The organism is Pseudomonadota bacterium, assembly GCA_030859565.1.
GTDB lineage: Bacteria > Pseudomonadota > Gammaproteobacteria > JACCXJ01 > JACCXJ01 > USCg-Taylor.
The window spans coordinates 10657-25701 of sequence record JALZJW010000001.1 but is presented as its reverse complement, the minus strand read 5'-3'; the positions used below and the strand labels follow the sequence as shown (position 1 = coordinate 25701).

Genomic DNA, 15045 nt, shown 5'->3' with positions numbered 1-15045 from the left:
TTAATCTTCGGTGCCGGGCCAGATCTTAAGAATTGCCGTTCCCGTGCCGGTCGATCAGGTTTTCGACTACCTACCGCCCTCCGGGGTAGATCTTGCGGCGTTACAACCGGGCATGAGACTGCGGGTGCCCTTCGGCCGCAGGTCTGCCGTCGGTATGCTGTTGGCCCTTGGGGCCGAAAGTATTTTGGATGATCTCCGGCGCGCCACCGCATTGCTCGACTCCGCCCCGGTGCTGAGCGTACGGCATTTACGTTTGCTCGAATGGGCGAGCCGCTATTATCGCCATCCGATTGGAGAGGTGATTTTCGCTTCCTTACCTCTGCTGCTGCGTCAGGATCGTCCGCGCAGGCCAAAGACACTCGATCTCCGCTGGCGGCTCACGCCTGAAGGCGCCGCGATTGATCCGGATAGTTTACGCCGGAGCCCGGCCCAAGCCACATTGATGCGAACTTTACGGCGGCAACCCGAGCAAGAATTGCCGCCTGCATCGCTCGCTAGCGCGGTATCCTGGCGCCGCGCCTTACGCGCCTTGGTAGCTAAGGGCTGGGTAGCGCAGGAACCCGCATCGCTCGCAACGGTCCGTCCCGCGCCGGCGGCCAAACCACCACCGTTGAACGGCGCGCAGGCTGCTGCCGTCGAGCAACTGTGCGCAGGATTGAGCCGTTTCGGCGTGTTTCTCTTGGACGGTGTGACCGGCAGCGGGAAGACCGAAGTTTATTTGCGCGTTATCGAGGAGGTGCTTCGCCGCGGCAGCCAGGCGCTGGTCTTAGTACCGGAAATAGGATTGACCGAACAAACCCTGTTGCGGTTTCGCGATCGTTTCGCGGCTCCCCTCGCGGTCTTGCACTCAGGGCGGGCGAGCGGCGCCCGGCTGGACGAGTGGCGGCAAGCCGGGGAGGGCAGGGCGCCGATCGTGATCGGAACCCGTTCGGCGGTATGGGCGCCGTTGGCGAGGCCGGGCGTCATCATCGTCGACGAGGAACATGACCTGTCGTTCAAGCAGCAGGAGGGATTCCGCTACTCCGCCCGGGATATCGCGGTCATTCGTGGCCAGCGCGACAACATTCCCGTGATCCTCGGCAGCGCCACACCATCGTTGGAATCGGTGTTCAATGTCCACCGTGGCAAATACCGGCACCTCCGGCTCCGGACGCGGGCAGGGACGGCGACGCCTCCCACGTACGAGGTGGTGGATTTACGCGCTGCGCAAATGCGTGAGGGGTTCTCGGAGCCGCTGCTCACAAGGATGCGCGAGCATCTGGATCGCCGCCAGCAGGTGCTCCTGTTCGTCAATCGGCGCGGCTACGCTCCTCTCATCCTCTGCCACCAATGCGGATGGACGGCGTGGTGTGAGTGCTGTGACGCGCGCTTGATTTACCACCAGACGGCCAACCGGCTTGAATGCCACTTTTGCGGGGCGCTCAGTGAACTGCATGCGGCTTGCAACCGCTGCGGCAGCGGCAATTTGCTGAAACTCGGTTACGGGACCGAACGGGTGGTGGAAGCCGTCAACCGGACGTTTCCCGATGCCCGGGTGCTGCGGATCGACCGCGACATTACCCGCCGTCAAACGGCGTGGCAGGACGCACTACGCCAGATCCGGGACGGTCAGGCCGACGTGCTGGTGGGTACGCAGTTGCTGTCGAAAGGCCATCATTTCCCGGGCGTAACTCTGGTCGCGGTTGTGGATGGCGATAGCCGCCTCTTCGGGGTAGATTTCCGTTCCCACGAACGCTTTGCGCAGCAGCTCATTCAAGTCGCCGGGCGGGCCGGCCGGGCCGATGAACCGGGCACTGTGGTGATCCAGACCCACCACCCGGCGCACCCCTTGTTGCAAGTGCTCGTGGGCCAAGGTTACGGCGCATTCGCCGCCTTGGCGCTCAAGGAGCGGGCGGAGGCGCGGCTGCCGCCGTATCAGGCCATGGCACTCATTCGCGCCGAGTCGGAAAGACCGGAAAAAGTACGAGCCTTCTTGAATGAAGCGCGAGAAATGGCTCTGGATCTCATCGCCAACGAGGCTGAGCTGCTCGGACCGGTGCCGGCGCCGATGGAACGGCTCGCGGGCCGCTACCGCTGGCAATTGGTCTTGCAAACTCGCCATCGTGGTCGTTTGCAACGCTTGCTCGATAAGTGGCTCCCCGGTATTCGTAGATTGCGTGCCGGGCGCGCGGTACGCTGGTCGATCGACGTCGATCCCCAGGAAACGCTTTAATCGAGGACGTTCCAATGGCATGGGAGGCAAGCTAGAATCCACACTTTTTTCGCGGGAGTATCTTTGAAGAACCTCATCAGAGAACAGGTGGCCGTGGCGCTCAAGCAATTGGATCTGGGCGATGCCGACGGCCATTTGGCGAAGCGCGGTGTGCGCTTTGAACGCACCCGCGATGCCCGGCATGGAGACTTCAGCGTCAATGTGGCGCTCGTAATTGCTAAGGATCTCGGTGTGACGCCGTGTGCCCTGGCGGAACGGATCGCATCGGCCCTCCCCGGATCTCCCAGCATCGATCGCGTCGAGGTGGCTGGCGCAGGCTTCCTCAATTTCTATATCCAGCCCCACTATTGGCTTGGGATTATTCAGCAAGTACTCGCGGCGGGCGATGCCTTCGGGCGTAACAGCACGGGCGCCGGGGCGAAGATCCAAGTCGAGTTCGTTTCCGCCAATCCGACCGGCCCGCTGCACATCGGACATGGCCGGGGCGCGGCCTATGGCGCGGTGATCGCCAATCTGCTCGAGGCTAATGCTTATGCGCTGCAGAGGGAATATTATGTCAACGATTCCGGCCGGCAGATGGACATCTTGGCGCTCAGCGTGTGGCTACGGTATCTTGAGGTTTGCGGGGAAGCGGAGGATTTTCCCCCAAGCGCGTACCAGGGCACCTATGTCATCGAGATCGCCCGCGCACTTTGGCGGGAGATCCAGGCTGGTTGCCAATACCCTATTAGCGCCGTGTACGATGGACTGGCTGGGCTGGACGGCGACGCGCTGCTCGATGCCCTCATCGCGCGCGTCAAATCGCTCTTGGGCCCGGCCAGGTATCGCCGGGTGTTCGAGTGCGGATTGAATAGCGTGCTTGCCGGCATTCGCGCCGATCTCACCGAGTTCGGCGTACGCTACGACCAATGGTTCTCCGAGCGCTCACTGGCGGAGACCCAAGCCGTCGAGCGGGCGATTGCCAAGCTCCGGTCGCTGGGACGAACCTATACCAAGGACGGTGCGCTTTGGTTCAATGCGGCGGCCTTCGGAGATGAGAAAGACCGCGTCTTGGTGCGCGAGAATGGCCAGACGACCTATTTTGCCTCCGACGTGGCGTATCACACAAACAAATTCGAACGCGGATTCGATCGCGTTATCAATATTTGGGGCGCCGATCATCACGGTTACGTGCCGCGGGTGAAGGCGGCCCTCGCGGCGCTTGGGGATGATTCGGATCGCTTGGAGGTATTACTGGTGCAATTCGCGACGCTCTATCGGGGTGAAGAACGCGTGCAGATGTCAACCCGCTCGGGCGAGTTCGTCACGCTCCGGGAGCTTGTCGATGAGGTCGGCCGGGACGCGGCGCGTTTCTTTTACGTGACACGGCGTTGCGAGCAGCATCTTGAGTTCGATCTCGATCTCGCCAAGTCACAGTCGGCCGATAACCCCGTGTATTATATCCAGTATGCTCACGCGCGCATTGCGAGCGTCTTCCGGCAACTGGCCGAGCAAGGATGGGCGTGGGACCGGAAGGGTGGCGAGAACGCGGTAGCGGTTTTAACTGAAGCGCACGAGCAGGGTTTGATCGGCGCCATATCACGTTATCCGGAGATCATTGAAGCGGCGGCGCGGGAGCGTGAACCGCATCAACTGGCTCAGTACCTGCGGGAGCTGGCGAACGCGTTCCACGGCTATTACAGCGCACACCTGTTCCTCGTCGAGGACGAGTCGCTACGTAACGCGCGCTTAAACCTCATCGCGGCAACCCAGCAGGTAATCCGCAACGGCCTTGCGATCCTCGGGGTGTCGGCTCCGGAGTCGATGTGATGTCGCGTCAGCCTCGCGGTAGTAACAGAGACCGGCAACGGGGCTGGCTTTCATTTCTCACCGGCTTGGCCATGGGGCTGTTCGTGGCGTTTCTCGTGTATCTGCAATCGCTCACGAACGTTAAGGACGCGGGCCGGGACTTTAAACAAGGCGCCGAATCCGCGCCGCAAGATCCGGTGAGCAAACCAAAATTCGATTTCTACACGATTCTTCCGGAAATGGAGGTCAAGGTCCCGGATTGGGAAGTGGACGCCCCGCCGTTGCCCGCTCCGCAATCCAAACCGCCGCAAGCGCCAGCGGACGCGCCCTATTTGATCCAGGCCGGGTCCTTCCAGCGCTTTCAGGAAGCCGACAAAATGAAGGCCAGGCTGGCATTGATCGGGATCTCCGCCGACATCCAGCGGGTGACGATCAGCGGTACGGATGTGTGGTTCCGGGTGCGGGTCGGCCCGTTCAAAGACCTCAAGAAGCTCCAGAGCACCCGCTCTCGTTTGGCCGAGAACAACATCAATTTCATGCTGGTGCGAATGCGTCCGGGCGACTCCGCGGGCGGGTAACGCGGAGACACGGAAGTTTTCGTGTTAAAACATGGAAACTTTCGACTACCCAATGTTGGGCGATAAGAGCACACACCCTTACGATCACGCGTAAATGTGGAGGGCGATTACAGATGATAATGAACTATAGACTTGTTTTCCGACTATGTTTCATGTTGGCCATCTGCGCTATCGCCTTCCATGTTCAGGCTTCTAATAACAAGGAGCAATGTGATTTCGCCTACCTTGGAGAAGAAATACCGATATTCGCTAAGTACACAGAAGAGATTACAAGCAAGGCGAGAAATGACGGAAATTTGTGGGGAGCTCTGGAGGCGTCACTCCCAAATTTGAAGCAAGCGTATGCATCGCAGAGCCCATACTTCTTTGTAGGTTTGGGGTGGAGCCCTACGGAAGAGACTCGGGATACGTTCTCGCGCGAGCAAGTCAGAATATTATTGCGCAAAGCAGCCGACGTTTCAGCTATTAATGCATCAAGGCAAGGTCAAATATTTAATGTGAATTTCGGGGACGACGATCCCCTAACGATGTATACGACACGAGAATATAAAGATGGAGGTTACGACTATCGAGATTTGGGAATGGATGTCGTGGCCACAGAGAGTTGCATTGTTTCATTGAAAATATCTGGACGGCTCATCGATCTAGGGAATGAGTACTGGATCGAGTTTAGAAACCAAATGGAACTCATGCGGAAAGCTGTTGCCGACAAATATGGAGTGGTTGCATATTCCGAGAAAGGAAGCAGGTTCTCGAAAGGACAGATCATAGATATATCCATTTGGCTGTCGGTGATGATGGTCTGTGCTTGGATTGTAAGTATTATCTACCAGCGATATTTCGATGTCTTTGTCAGTAGAGCAGCTAAAGGCTATTCACTAACAATAATGATTCTCTCCGTACTAATGGTCGCGGTGACTATTTGGGCAAACGAGACCATAGGTGTGGGGACGGTTGTCGTAGAATATCAAACGGTTCCTCATTTTCTTCTATTGTTTATGATCCATCTGTGGAGTTATTTATCCCGGGCGCCTAAAGTATTCTCGTTGGCTATAGCGATGGTGGTGGTTGCCTTGATCGCCTCAATTACATTCTGGGGGCTAGGGTGGGTTGCAGTGAAAGCCAATCAATTAATTGGTGTGGCGCTTGGTGTTACCTTGGTAGCCTATACACTTGGAAAGAGCACAAGAAGAAGGCCAAACAAGACAGAAGGTTCATCCACCGCGCCGGGTCAAAGTGTGTAACCCCTAACAATCGGCTGCAGGGTGACGCGCTACCGCGCACCTGAGCCAAGCTGTTAGACCGCAAAGAAGCTGTGAAGAAGTTCGCCAGGAATCACCATTTCGTCCCGCAAGGTTACCTTGCAGGTTTCACAGGGGATGGAACGCGCGAGGGTCAGCTCTTTGTGTCGGACCTCGTGTCCCGTTTGGTCTTTCAGACGAAACCCAGAAACGTTGGCGCTGAGCGCGACTTTAATCGCATAGAGGCGGACGGCCACGATCCAGACACTTTGGAGCGGCAGCTGGGCGAGTTCGAAGGCAGGGCCATCTCGGTAATTCGCGGGATTCAAGCGAGCGGCGAGTTGCCGGCCGATGAGGAACTCAGCTACGTGGTTAATTTGATGGCCCTGCTCGTCGTGCGCAACCCGAAAAGCCGGAGAGCTATGAACACCGCAAGGCGGCACACGGTTCGCGTCATTGGTGACATGCTTACCTCCGATAGGCGGCTTTTTGAACACCACTTCGCGAAGGCCAAAGGGGACGGGTTCATTCGGCAGGACGCCGAGGTGTCATTCGAGGCAATGAGAAAGTTCATCGAGGACGATCAGTACACCGTAACTGTCAGCACAAGCGAGAGCTTGTCGCTCGAGTTCGGTGGCTTCGAGAATGCGTTGGGGTTGCTAGGGTCTCGCTATTGGTCGCTTGTGACGGCGGCTACAGATGCTCCGGACTTCGTGACGTGCGACCATCCAGTTACCCCCGTCTTTAAGGACCCCGAAAGAGGCGGTCCGATCGGCTATGGGTTGCCCCAGACCGAAGTGTCGTTTCCTCTCAATACTCGCCAAGCTCTATTGGGCGTACTCGAAGACCCACTTCAGCCGCGACTCGAGGCGCGAACTGAACAGGTCGCGGCCATCAACAGTCGCACGGTTTACCATGCCGACCGGCAGGTGTACAGCAAAATGGCAAGTGTCGTGGTCTTGCGAAGCGGGGGTTTGTCCAGTCTGAATTAGTTGCGGTCTTACAAGAAATCGTAGCCTAATGGTATGGACTCCTCCTCTTCGTTTAAGTGGGTCGTTTCATCTCCACTTTGGCACATCACGATGCCGTTTAGGAGGGGAGGAGTCTATAGGCTACGATCTCAGTCGTTGGGCGTGTTGCGGCAATAACTGTTGAAAGGCACGTTTATCATATGAACATTGAAGAATTAGAAGCTGCTGTGGCGCATCTACCCTCGTTCTCGCAGTGGTTTGAGGAGTTCATGGCGGACCAGTGGGATAGGAAGATTGAGGCTGACATCCTCGCGGGTCGCTTGGGGAGTTCGGGGAGAGTTCGGGGTCAGAGTAAAAATTGTTCCTCGTGGAACCCGCGGAGGCGGAGCGGCTGAACAAGCGCAATATGGGCGTGGATCTGTTGCAGGCGCGGTAGGGATTTGGCAGTCCAATGCGCCCTCATTCAGGAAGGCCGAATCGCTTACGCACAATAGCATTGTCGGTAACACGGCCCGCCTCACTATCGCGTAGTCCTTCTTCGATGTCCTGCATGACGGAGGCTTCGTAGGCCAAATCCTTCCAATCGGCTGTCTCCGGCAATTGGTCGACCGAGGCATAGGCACGGCGTTTAAAAGACTGTTCAGTCGGGCTCATAACAAACTCTCTATGAGAAGCGAAATTTTATGCCGCCTCGTGACAACGTCGACCGCGAGTATCGATATTGCCGAACGCGGACGATGTCTGGTCTTGAAAAGCCAGTTACTTGTATTTCAACGTGACCCTTCATTCGCGCATTCACTATAAAAGTCTACTATACTTTCGGGACCGTGAGCTGGCGCGGCTCGCTGCAAAAACGGCTGCCCCCGGGAAAGAATAGCCCCGTCGTTTTTCCGTAACGTGTTAACAAACCCCCTTTGCCGTAATTGGTTAGCAGAACCGCAGCGAGTGATATGACCTATCGGCTTGGACTCGACTTCGCCCAAACACAGGATCGCGGTGATCCATTGGCGCGCTTTCGCGCGGAGTTCCATCTCCCGAAACAGGAAAACGGTGCCGATGAGATCTATTTTTGCGGGAATTCGCTGGGGCTGCAGGCGCGGCGTACCCAGGCGTATGTGATCGAGGAGCTGGAAAAATGGCGGCGCTTGGGGGTTCGGGGGCATTTTGAATCCCGCTATCCCTGGATGCCTTATCACGAGTTTCTGACCGCGGAGACGGCCGGGCTCGCCGGGGCCGAGCCGCGGGAAGTCGTGACCATGAACTTGCTTACGGTCAATCTGCACCTGATGATGGCGAGCTTCTACCGCCCGAACACCGGGCGCCACAAGATCCTGATCGAGAAAAACGCCTTTCCCTCTGATCATTACGCCGTCGAATCACAGATCCGGTTCCACGGCTTCGATCCCGCCCGATCGCTGCTCTTGGCCACGCCGAGACCCGGTGAGGACTGCCTCCGACTTGAAGATATCTCGGACTTGATCGAGCGCGAAGGCGCGGCGATCGCATTGATATTGCTTCCCGGTGTCCAGTATTACACCGGCCAGGTGCTCGATATCGCCGAGATCGTCCGGCTCGGTCATCGGCAAGGCTGCGTGGCCGGTTTCGACCTCGCCCACGCAGCTGGGAATATCCCCTTAAGACTTCACGAGTGGGGCTGCGATTTCGCCTGTTGGTGTAGCTATAAATACCTCAACGCGGGACCCGGCTCGGTGGCCGGCTGCTTTGTCCATGAGCGCCACGCGGAGCGCTTGGATCTGCCGCGCTTCGCGGGCTGGTGGGGTCATGACAAATCGACGCGGTTTGAGATGGGTACCGAGTACCGGCCCATCCCCGGCGCCGAAGGCTGGCAACTCAGCAATCCGCCGATCCTCTCCCTGGCCGCGATGCGCGCCTCGCTCGCGGTCTTCAGCGAGGCCGGCGGCATGGGACCGCTGCGAAAAAAGTCAGAGACGCTCACCGGTTATCTTGAGTTTCTCTTGCAAGCCACGCTAACGGATAAAATCGAGATCATCACCCCGCGCGAGGCTTACCAGCGTGGCTGCCAGCTCTCGCTGAGGGTCGAAGCGACGCACGGAAGGGGCTTGTTTGAAAAAATCACCGCGGCCGGTGTTGCCTGCGATTGGCGCGAGCCCGACGTGATCCGCGTAGCTCCGGTACCGCTTTACAACCGCTTCGAGGAGGTCTACCGGTTCGTGGAAATCCTAAAAGCGAGTTTCTAACATGCGATCGAAGCGCATCACGGTGATCGGTGCCGGCCCGGCGGGCGCGTTGCTCAGTATTTACCTGGCGCGGCGCGGATATGATCTCACCGTGTACGAACGCCGTCCCGATCTGCGGCGGATGCGGATCCCGGCGGGGCGATCCATCAATCTCGCCCTCGCCAATCGCGGTATGCACGCGCTCGCCGAGGTCGGGCTGAAGGACCGTGTCAAGCCGCTCTTGATCCCCATGCGCGGCCGCATGATTCACACCGACGGCGGCGGGCTTCAGTTTCAACCCTACGGGCACAAACCCCACGAGGTGATCTACTCGGTATCGCGCAGCGGGCTCACCGCGCTCCTCATGGAGGCCGCCGAGGCCAGCGGCCGGGTCGCGATCCGTTTCAATCACTGCTGCCAGGGCGTTGATCTTGAACGCCACCGGTTACGCCTGCGGGATGACAGCAAGGAATTTGAGATCGACTTCGATAGGATCATCGGCTGTGACGGCATACAGTCTCGGATCCGTCAGGCCATTCTGGAGTCGGCCTCGGGCCGTTGCGAGGAGGAACCGCTCGCCCATAGCTACAAGGAATTGAGCATCCCGGCGGGCGAAAATCAAAGCTTCCGGATGGAAGCCAACGCCCTGCATATCTGGCCGCGCGGCGATCATATGCTGATTGCTCTTCCGAACCTCGGCGGCGGCTTCACGGCTACCCTGTTCTTGCCTCTGGAAGGAGATCCGAGTTTCGCGGCGCTCTGCGACGGGGCGCGGTTGCGTGCGTTTTTCCATCAGCAGTTCCCCGACGCCCTCGCCCTCATGCCGCGCCTCGCTAGAGAGTTCTTCCATCACCCGACCGGCAGGCTGAGCACCATTCGCACCTGTCCGTGGCATTTCCGGGATGAGGCGCTGATCCTGGGCGATGCCGCGCACGCCATCGTGCCCTTTCACGGTCAGGGGATGAACTGCGCGTTCGAGGACTGCGGCGCCCTCAACGACTGCCTGGCGCGGTCGGGTGACGATTGGGAAAGCGCCCTCGCCGAGTTTGAGGACATGCGTAAACCCAATGCCGACGCCATCGCGGACCTTTCCCTGGAGAACTACCTGGAGATGCGCAGCAGCGTGCGAGATCCGAAATTCCAGTTGCAAAAAGAGCTCGCATGGCGGTTGGAGGACCGGTATCCGGATCGCTTCATTCCCCGCTATTCGATGGTCATGTTCCACCGTATTCCCTACGCCGAAGCCAAACGCCGGGGCGCCATCCAAGACGAGATATTGGAAACGCTCACCGCGAGCATCCACGATTTGGACGACGTGAATTATGCCCATGCCGATCGGTTGATTAAAGAAAGATCGGGTGACATGAACCCTCCATGAGCAACCCGGGTAATGAACATCTGAGCCCGTTATTGTTGGAACTGGCGGCCCGGATCGACGGCGAGGTGCACGTGGACTCCGTCACGCGCATGCTCTATGCGGTCGATGCCTCACCCTACCAAGAGCTCCCGCTTGCCGCCGTCCGGCCGCGGCACGGCGCGGACTGCGCGGCCATCGTGCGCTTCGCCGCGCGCCATCGGATCCCGCTGATTCCGCGCGCCGCGGGGACGAGCCTCGCGGGCCAGTGCGTTGGCAACGGCCTCGTGGTCGATGTCTCGCGCCACATGACCGAGATGTTGGAGATCGACTGCGAGCGGCGCCGCGTGCGGGTGCAGCCGGGGGTGATTCTGGAGGACCTCAACGACGCTCTCGCACCCAACGGGCTCATGTTCGGGCCGGATACCTCCACCGCCAACCGCTGCATGATCGGCGGGATGATAGGCAACAACGCTTGTGGCTCCCACTCCATCCTCTATGGCACCACGCGCGATCACGTGCTGGAAGTCGAGGCGGTTCTTGGCGATGGGAGCGTCACGCGTTTCGGTGCGCTGGATAAAAATGCACTTCAGGAAAAGCTGGGCCTGGACACGCTGGAAGGCCGCATCTACCGCGCGCTATTCCACGCCGTCGATGACCACCGTGCTTTGATCCTGGATCGTTACCCGGGCCCGGACGTGCTCCGGCGCAATACCGGCTATGCCTTGGATGTCTTGGCGCGCGGCCAGCCCTGGGCCGCCGGGGGGCCGGAGTTTAACCTGGCCCCGTTTCTGTGCGGCAGCGAGGGCACGCTGGCGATCATCACCGAGGCCATGCTCAATCTCGTGACCAAGCCGGCGTCCCGGCTGCTGGTCTGCGCCCACTTCGATTCCCTCGACGGCGCGCTGCGCGCTACCTTGGTGGCCGTGCGCCATGAGCCGGCGGCGGTCGAGCTTATCGACCGGCGCATCCTGGAACCGACCCGCGGCCACCTCGAACAACGCCATAACCGCTTCTGGATCGAAGGCGATCCGGAAGCGGTCTTAATCATCGAGCTATGCGGCGCTGACACCAAGGAGCTAGCGCGGCGCGCGAGCGATCTTGTTAACGACCTTCAACGCATCGGGTACGCATTTCCGGTGGTGGGTCCGCCGCGCATGAGCCAGGTCTGGGAGTTGCGTGCAGCCGGTCTCGGTCTGCTCATGGGCGTGCCCGGGGATGTGAAGGCGGTGACGGTGATCGAGGATACGGCGGTGGCGGTGGCTGAGCTCCCGGCGTATGTGCGCCGTATCCAAGCATTGATGGAGAAATACCAGACGCGTTGCGTCTACTACGGCCATGCCTCGGTGGGTCTATTGCATTTACGCCCCGAGCTTAATCTCAAGAAACCTGAAGGGATCGAGAAATTCAAAGCGCTCGCTGCGGAAGTCGCGGATCTGGTCGCGGAGCTCGGCGGATCGCTCTCCGGGGAGCACGGCGATGGGCGGCTGCGCGGGCCGTTCGTGGCGCGCATGTTGGGGAAAGAAATCTATGAGATCCTGTGCCGGATCAAATCCGTCTTCGATCCCGAGGGGATCTTCAACCCGCACAAGGTGACGGCTGCGTTTCCCATCGACAGGGACCTGCGCGTCAAGGCTCCGCGCGCCGAGATCCCGGTTTATTTCGACTGGAGCGCGGATCAAGGATTCCTGCGCGCCGCGGAAAAATGCAACGGGGCGGGCGCTTGCCGGAAGCGCGCCGGGCGCGGCACGATGTGTCCCTCCTACATGGCGACCTTGGAGGAGAAGCACAGCACCCGCGGACGCGCCAATGTGTTCCGCCAGGTACTAAGCTCGCCCGATCCGCTCGCCGGCCTCACCGGCGCGGAGCTGCGTGAGGTATTGGATCTCTGTCTCGCCTGCAAGGGCTGCAAATCGGAGTGCCCGGCGGCCGTCGATATGGCGCGCATGAAGGCCGAGTTCCTGCAGCACTATCAGGATCGCCACGGTGTGCCGCTGCGGGCGCGCGTCTTGGGCGGGTTCGGGCGGCTCAACCGGATGGCGGCCCGTTTCCCGGATGCGGCAACGGCGTTGATCAATCACATGTGGGTCAAACGGCTGCTCGGGATCCACGCAAAGCGCCGGATCCCGGCCCTCGCCCGGCAGACCTTTAGCCGCTGGTTTAGCACCCGCGAGCCGCGGGCATCGAGCGGCGCGGGGCGTGACGTCCTGCTGTTCAACGATCTATTCACCGAATTCCATGAACCCGGGATCGGCAGCGCCGCCGTGGGCTTTCTCGAGCGCGCGGGCTATCGAGTCGGTCTCACGCGAGGAATCGAATCCGGCCGCGTTCAGATCAGTCAGGGCTTCTTGCGTCAGGCTAAGGGGATCCTTAACCGATCCATCGCTTGGCTTTATCCCCAGGCGGCCGAGGGCACAGCGATTTTGGGTCTGGAGCCATCGGAGATCCTCACCTTCCGCGATGAAGCGCCCGATCTGGTGGCGAGCCGCCTGCGCGCGCAGGCTCGGACCGTTGCGGGGCGGACCCTGCTCTTCGAGGAATTCGTGGCCGGGGAGTCGCGGGCAGGTACGCTCGGCGCGCTAGCCTTCAATCAGGACCCATGCCATATTCTGGTTCATGGGCACTGTCACCAGAAGGCACTCGCGGGCATGCAGCCGCTCCTCGATGCGCTCGCGATCCTGCCGCATGCTAAGGTCGAGACCATTCCCTCCGGCTGTTGCGGCATGGCCGGCGCCTTTGGCTACGAGCGCGAGCACTACGAGGTATCGATGCGGATCGGCGAGCTGGTGCTCTTTCCAGCGGTCCGCGCCGCCGCCACAGAGACCTTGATTGTCGCGCCCGGCACCAGTTGCCGCCATCAGATCGCCGACGGCACGGGCCGGCGGGCCTACCACCCGGCCGAGCTGCTGTGGCACGCCGTGGAGGGCTTTACGGACACAGGCGCGAGGCGCCCGGTTGCTCTGGTGCCGACCCGGACTCGAGCAGCGCCTTGACACAAGGCGATTGCCGGAGCAGCTCCGCGCCCTTGCGGCGCAGCGCGTCCACCTGTTCCTTCGGTAGGTCGAACGAGGTAGCGATGGAGAAGAAGCGCGCGCGCTCGGCCTCGTCCTTGATCTGGTCGAAGCCGATGTAGATGCGATAGATCTCGACCTGATGCAGGCCGGGCTGCAGGCGCTGGTTCTTGTCGCGCTCCCGGAACACCTGCTGCAGCAGTTCCAGCGTGTCGAACGAGTAGTTGTCGAGCGGGACTGTGGCGATGGAGTTGACCACCGTCGGCAGGTCGGGGGCGCTGGGCGATTGGTCGGCCGCGTTCGACGTTTCGTTCTTGGCGTCCGCGACAATCACCACCAGTTTTTTGATTTGCTTGTTATTGAGCTTGTTCAGGATGCTCGGGGTCACGTCGCCGGAGGTCAGCGATGTGAGCGGCCCGCGTAGCCCGATATTGTCGGCCACGCCGCCGTCGAGCAAGTGGATGTAGCCGCGGTTCTTTTCCTGATAGGTGCGCAGCAGGCGGGCGCTGTAGTAACGGCGCGGGTTGACATCGAGATCGTTCAGCGCATTCTTGACCCACGGCGGCTCGGTATAGTTGCAGCTTCCAGGGTAACTGTTGAGTGTGAGCGGCGTGAACGCGATCGGGAAATTGGAGGAGGCGGCCACGGCGCGGGCGATCGGAACCGTGGCGAGTTCGGCACACAGCGGATCGAACTGCGGCTGCACGAAGGTGAACCGCGAACCCTTCGTCATGTCGGTGGCGTTGATCATGAGGTAGGGTTTGCGTGCTTGGCGCTCGAGGTCGCGGAAGGTGGCTTTGTCGAACAACAGCTCCTGGTACAGCTCGGTCGCGAGTTCGATACGCCCGAACTTGGGCGAAGCAAGGCGCAACCAGTTGTACGGGTTGAACAGGTTGCCGATTAGCTCGCCCTGGACGTCGCGATAAAGGAAGTCGCGCTGGAAGCGCGCCCCTTCCTGGAAGATCTCGTCGCCTCGCAGGCTGTAGTAGGCGGCGGTGAAGCTGCCGCCGGAGATGGACGAGATCATGTCCACTTCCTTGAGCAGGTTGCGCCGCTCGCCGTTGATCGTGACCGTGGTTTTGCGCAGCTCCTCGAGCACGCCGTAGGAAAACGCGGCGGCACGTGTGCCGCCGCCGGAGAAGGCCAGGACGACGAACAGCTCGTCGTCGTTGCCGTTTGCTTCCAGCCGTTCGTAGCGGTAGCCCTTGTCCGGATCGTACTTGTCGAGCCGTCCGGTTTCGGGAAAGCTCGCGCAGCCCGCGGCGAGGAACGCCGCCAGCGCCACGGCCGCCGATCGCCACGCGCGGGCCGTCATTTAAGGCCTCTGGGCTGGAACGCGATGATCATGGGCAGGGGCGCAAGCGTGCCCGTTACCCTGACGGTTTGGCTGGACGGTTGGTAGTTCCGCAGCACGCCCAGATCGAAGGTATGGGTGCCGGTCTGCACCTGGATGACATCGTTGGTGAAACCGCAGGGGTTGCCGTCGACATACACCTGGCGCCGGCCGGGGAAAGTGACTGTGACGAATTCGTCCATAACGGACTCCGCGCGGTTATTGCACGAGCGGGGTGATATGGTGTTCCGACACGAACCCCAGGTCAAGCGCCGGTTCGGCGGCGATGACGCACAGGAAGTATAAACCGTCTTTTCGATGAGTCGACGCGTGAAGACCGGGGCCTATCAGGCAAGGCC

The 15045-nt window shown here is 60.3% G+C and carries 11 protein-coding genes; 8 read left to right on the top strand and 3 right to left on the bottom strand.

The window, feature by feature from the left end; translation table 11 throughout:
* The first annotated feature begins 10 nt into the window (after window positions 1–10).
* The 5 genes from M3436_00090 to M3436_00070 all read left to right on the top strand — a co-directional run bounded on the left by M3436_00090 (window position 11) and on the right by M3436_00070 (window position 6811).
* Entirely contained in the window at window positions 11–2212 is a 2202-nt protein-coding gene (locus M3436_00090; GenBank protein MDQ3562590.1) for a primosomal protein N', read from the top strand.
* Window positions 2213–2275: 63 nt separating this feature from the next.
* Window positions 2276–4021: an arginine--tRNA ligase gene (gene argS, locus M3436_00085; protein MDQ3562589.1), complete on the top strand. Its 1746-nt coding sequence runs from the start codon at window positions 2276–2278 to the stop codon at window positions 4019–4021.
* The gene (locus M3436_00080; protein MDQ3562588.1) at window positions 4021–4578 is read left to right on the top strand and encodes an SPOR domain-containing protein; all 558 of its coding nucleotides are present in this window, start codon (window positions 4021–4023) and stop codon (window positions 4576–4578) included. Before argS ends, M3436_00080 begins: the two co-directional genes overlap by 1 nt.
* Window positions 4579–4730: 152 nt before the next feature.
* Window positions 4731–5822: a hypothetical protein gene (locus tag M3436_00075; protein MDQ3562587.1), complete on the top strand. Its 1092-nt coding sequence runs from the start codon at window positions 4731–4733 to the stop codon at window positions 5820–5822.
* 71 nt (window positions 5823–5893) lie between these two features.
* Window positions 5894–6811: a DUF4238 domain-containing protein gene (locus tag M3436_00070; GenBank protein MDQ3562586.1), complete on the top strand. Its 918-nt coding sequence runs from the start codon at window positions 5894–5896 to the stop codon at window positions 6809–6811.
* Window positions 6812–7249: 438 nt separating this feature from the next.
* Here the strand turns inward: M3436_00070 and M3436_00065 are convergent, their stop codons facing one another.
* A complete protein-coding gene (locus M3436_00065) occupies window positions 7250–7444 on the bottom strand; it encodes a hypothetical protein (protein ID MDQ3562585.1) in 195 nt (64 codons plus the stop codon).
* A gap of 296 nt (window positions 7445–7740) precedes the next feature.
* On the opposite strand from M3436_00065, the gene kynU reads away from it, so the two are divergent.
* Genes kynU through M3436_00050 form a run of 3 tightly spaced genes read left to right on the top strand, consistent with a single transcriptional unit; the run spans window position 7741 to window position 13335 of the window.
* A complete protein-coding gene (kynU, locus tag M3436_00060) occupies window positions 7741–9009 on the top strand; it encodes a kynureninase (protein ID MDQ3562584.1) in 1269 nt (422 codons plus the stop codon).
* A gap of 1 nt (window position 9010) precedes the next feature.
* Window positions 9011–10366, top strand: coding sequence for an FAD-dependent monooxygenase (locus M3436_00055; GenBank protein MDQ3562583.1), 1356 nt, complete (start codon window positions 9011–9013; stop codon window positions 10364–10366).
* Window positions 10363–13335: an FAD-binding protein gene (locus M3436_00050; protein MDQ3562582.1), complete on the top strand. Its 2973-nt coding sequence runs from the start codon at window positions 10363–10365 to the stop codon at window positions 13333–13335. Before M3436_00055 ends, M3436_00050 begins: the two co-directional genes overlap by 4 nt.
* Here the strand turns inward: M3436_00050 and M3436_00045 are convergent.
* Together M3436_00045 and M3436_00040 are read right to left on the bottom strand one after the other, a co-directional pair.
* The gene (locus tag M3436_00045) at window positions 13271–14668 is read right to left on the bottom strand and encodes a patatin-like phospholipase family protein (GenBank protein ID MDQ3562581.1); all 1398 of its coding nucleotides are present in this window, start codon (window positions 14666–14668) and stop codon (window positions 13271–13273) included. The genes M3436_00050 and M3436_00045 overlap by 65 nt on opposite strands.
* Window positions 14665–14889, bottom strand: coding sequence for a PEGA domain-containing protein (locus tag M3436_00040; protein ID MDQ3562580.1), 225 nt, complete (start codon window positions 14887–14889; stop codon window positions 14665–14667). Before M3436_00040 ends, M3436_00045 begins: the two co-directional genes overlap by 4 nt.
* Window positions 14890–15045: the final 156 nt, after the last annotated feature.

Bases quoted from the DNA above. Each gene is read 5' to 3' on its own strand.
- M3436_00080 (MDQ3562588.1), top strand. From the start codon at position 4,021: ATGTCGCGTCAGCCTCGCGGTAGTAACAGAGACCGGCAACGGGGCTGG.
- M3436_00075 (MDQ3562587.1), top strand. From the start codon at position 4,731: ATGTTGGCCATCTGCGCTATCGCCTTCCATGTTCAGGCTTCTAATAAC.
- M3436_00065 (MDQ3562585.1), bottom strand. From the start codon at position 7,444: ATGAGCCCGACTGAACAGTCTTTTAAACGCCGTGCCTATGCCTCGGTC.
- kynU (MDQ3562584.1), top strand. From the start codon at position 7,741: ATGACCTATCGGCTTGGACTCGACTTCGCCCAAACACAGGATCGCGGT.
- M3436_00055 (MDQ3562583.1), top strand. From the start codon at position 9,011: ATGCGATCGAAGCGCATCACGGTGATCGGTGCCGGCCCGGCGGGCGCG.
- M3436_00050 (MDQ3562582.1), top strand. From the start codon at position 10,363: ATGAGCAACCCGGGTAATGAACATCTGAGCCCGTTATTGTTGGAACTG.
- M3436_00045 (MDQ3562581.1), bottom strand. From the start codon at position 14,668: ATGACGGCCCGCGCGTGGCGATCGGCGGCCGTGGCGCTGGCGGCGTTC.
- M3436_00040 (MDQ3562580.1), bottom strand. From the start codon at position 14,889: ATGGACGAATTCGTCACAGTCACTTTCCCCGGCCGGCGCCAGGTGTAT.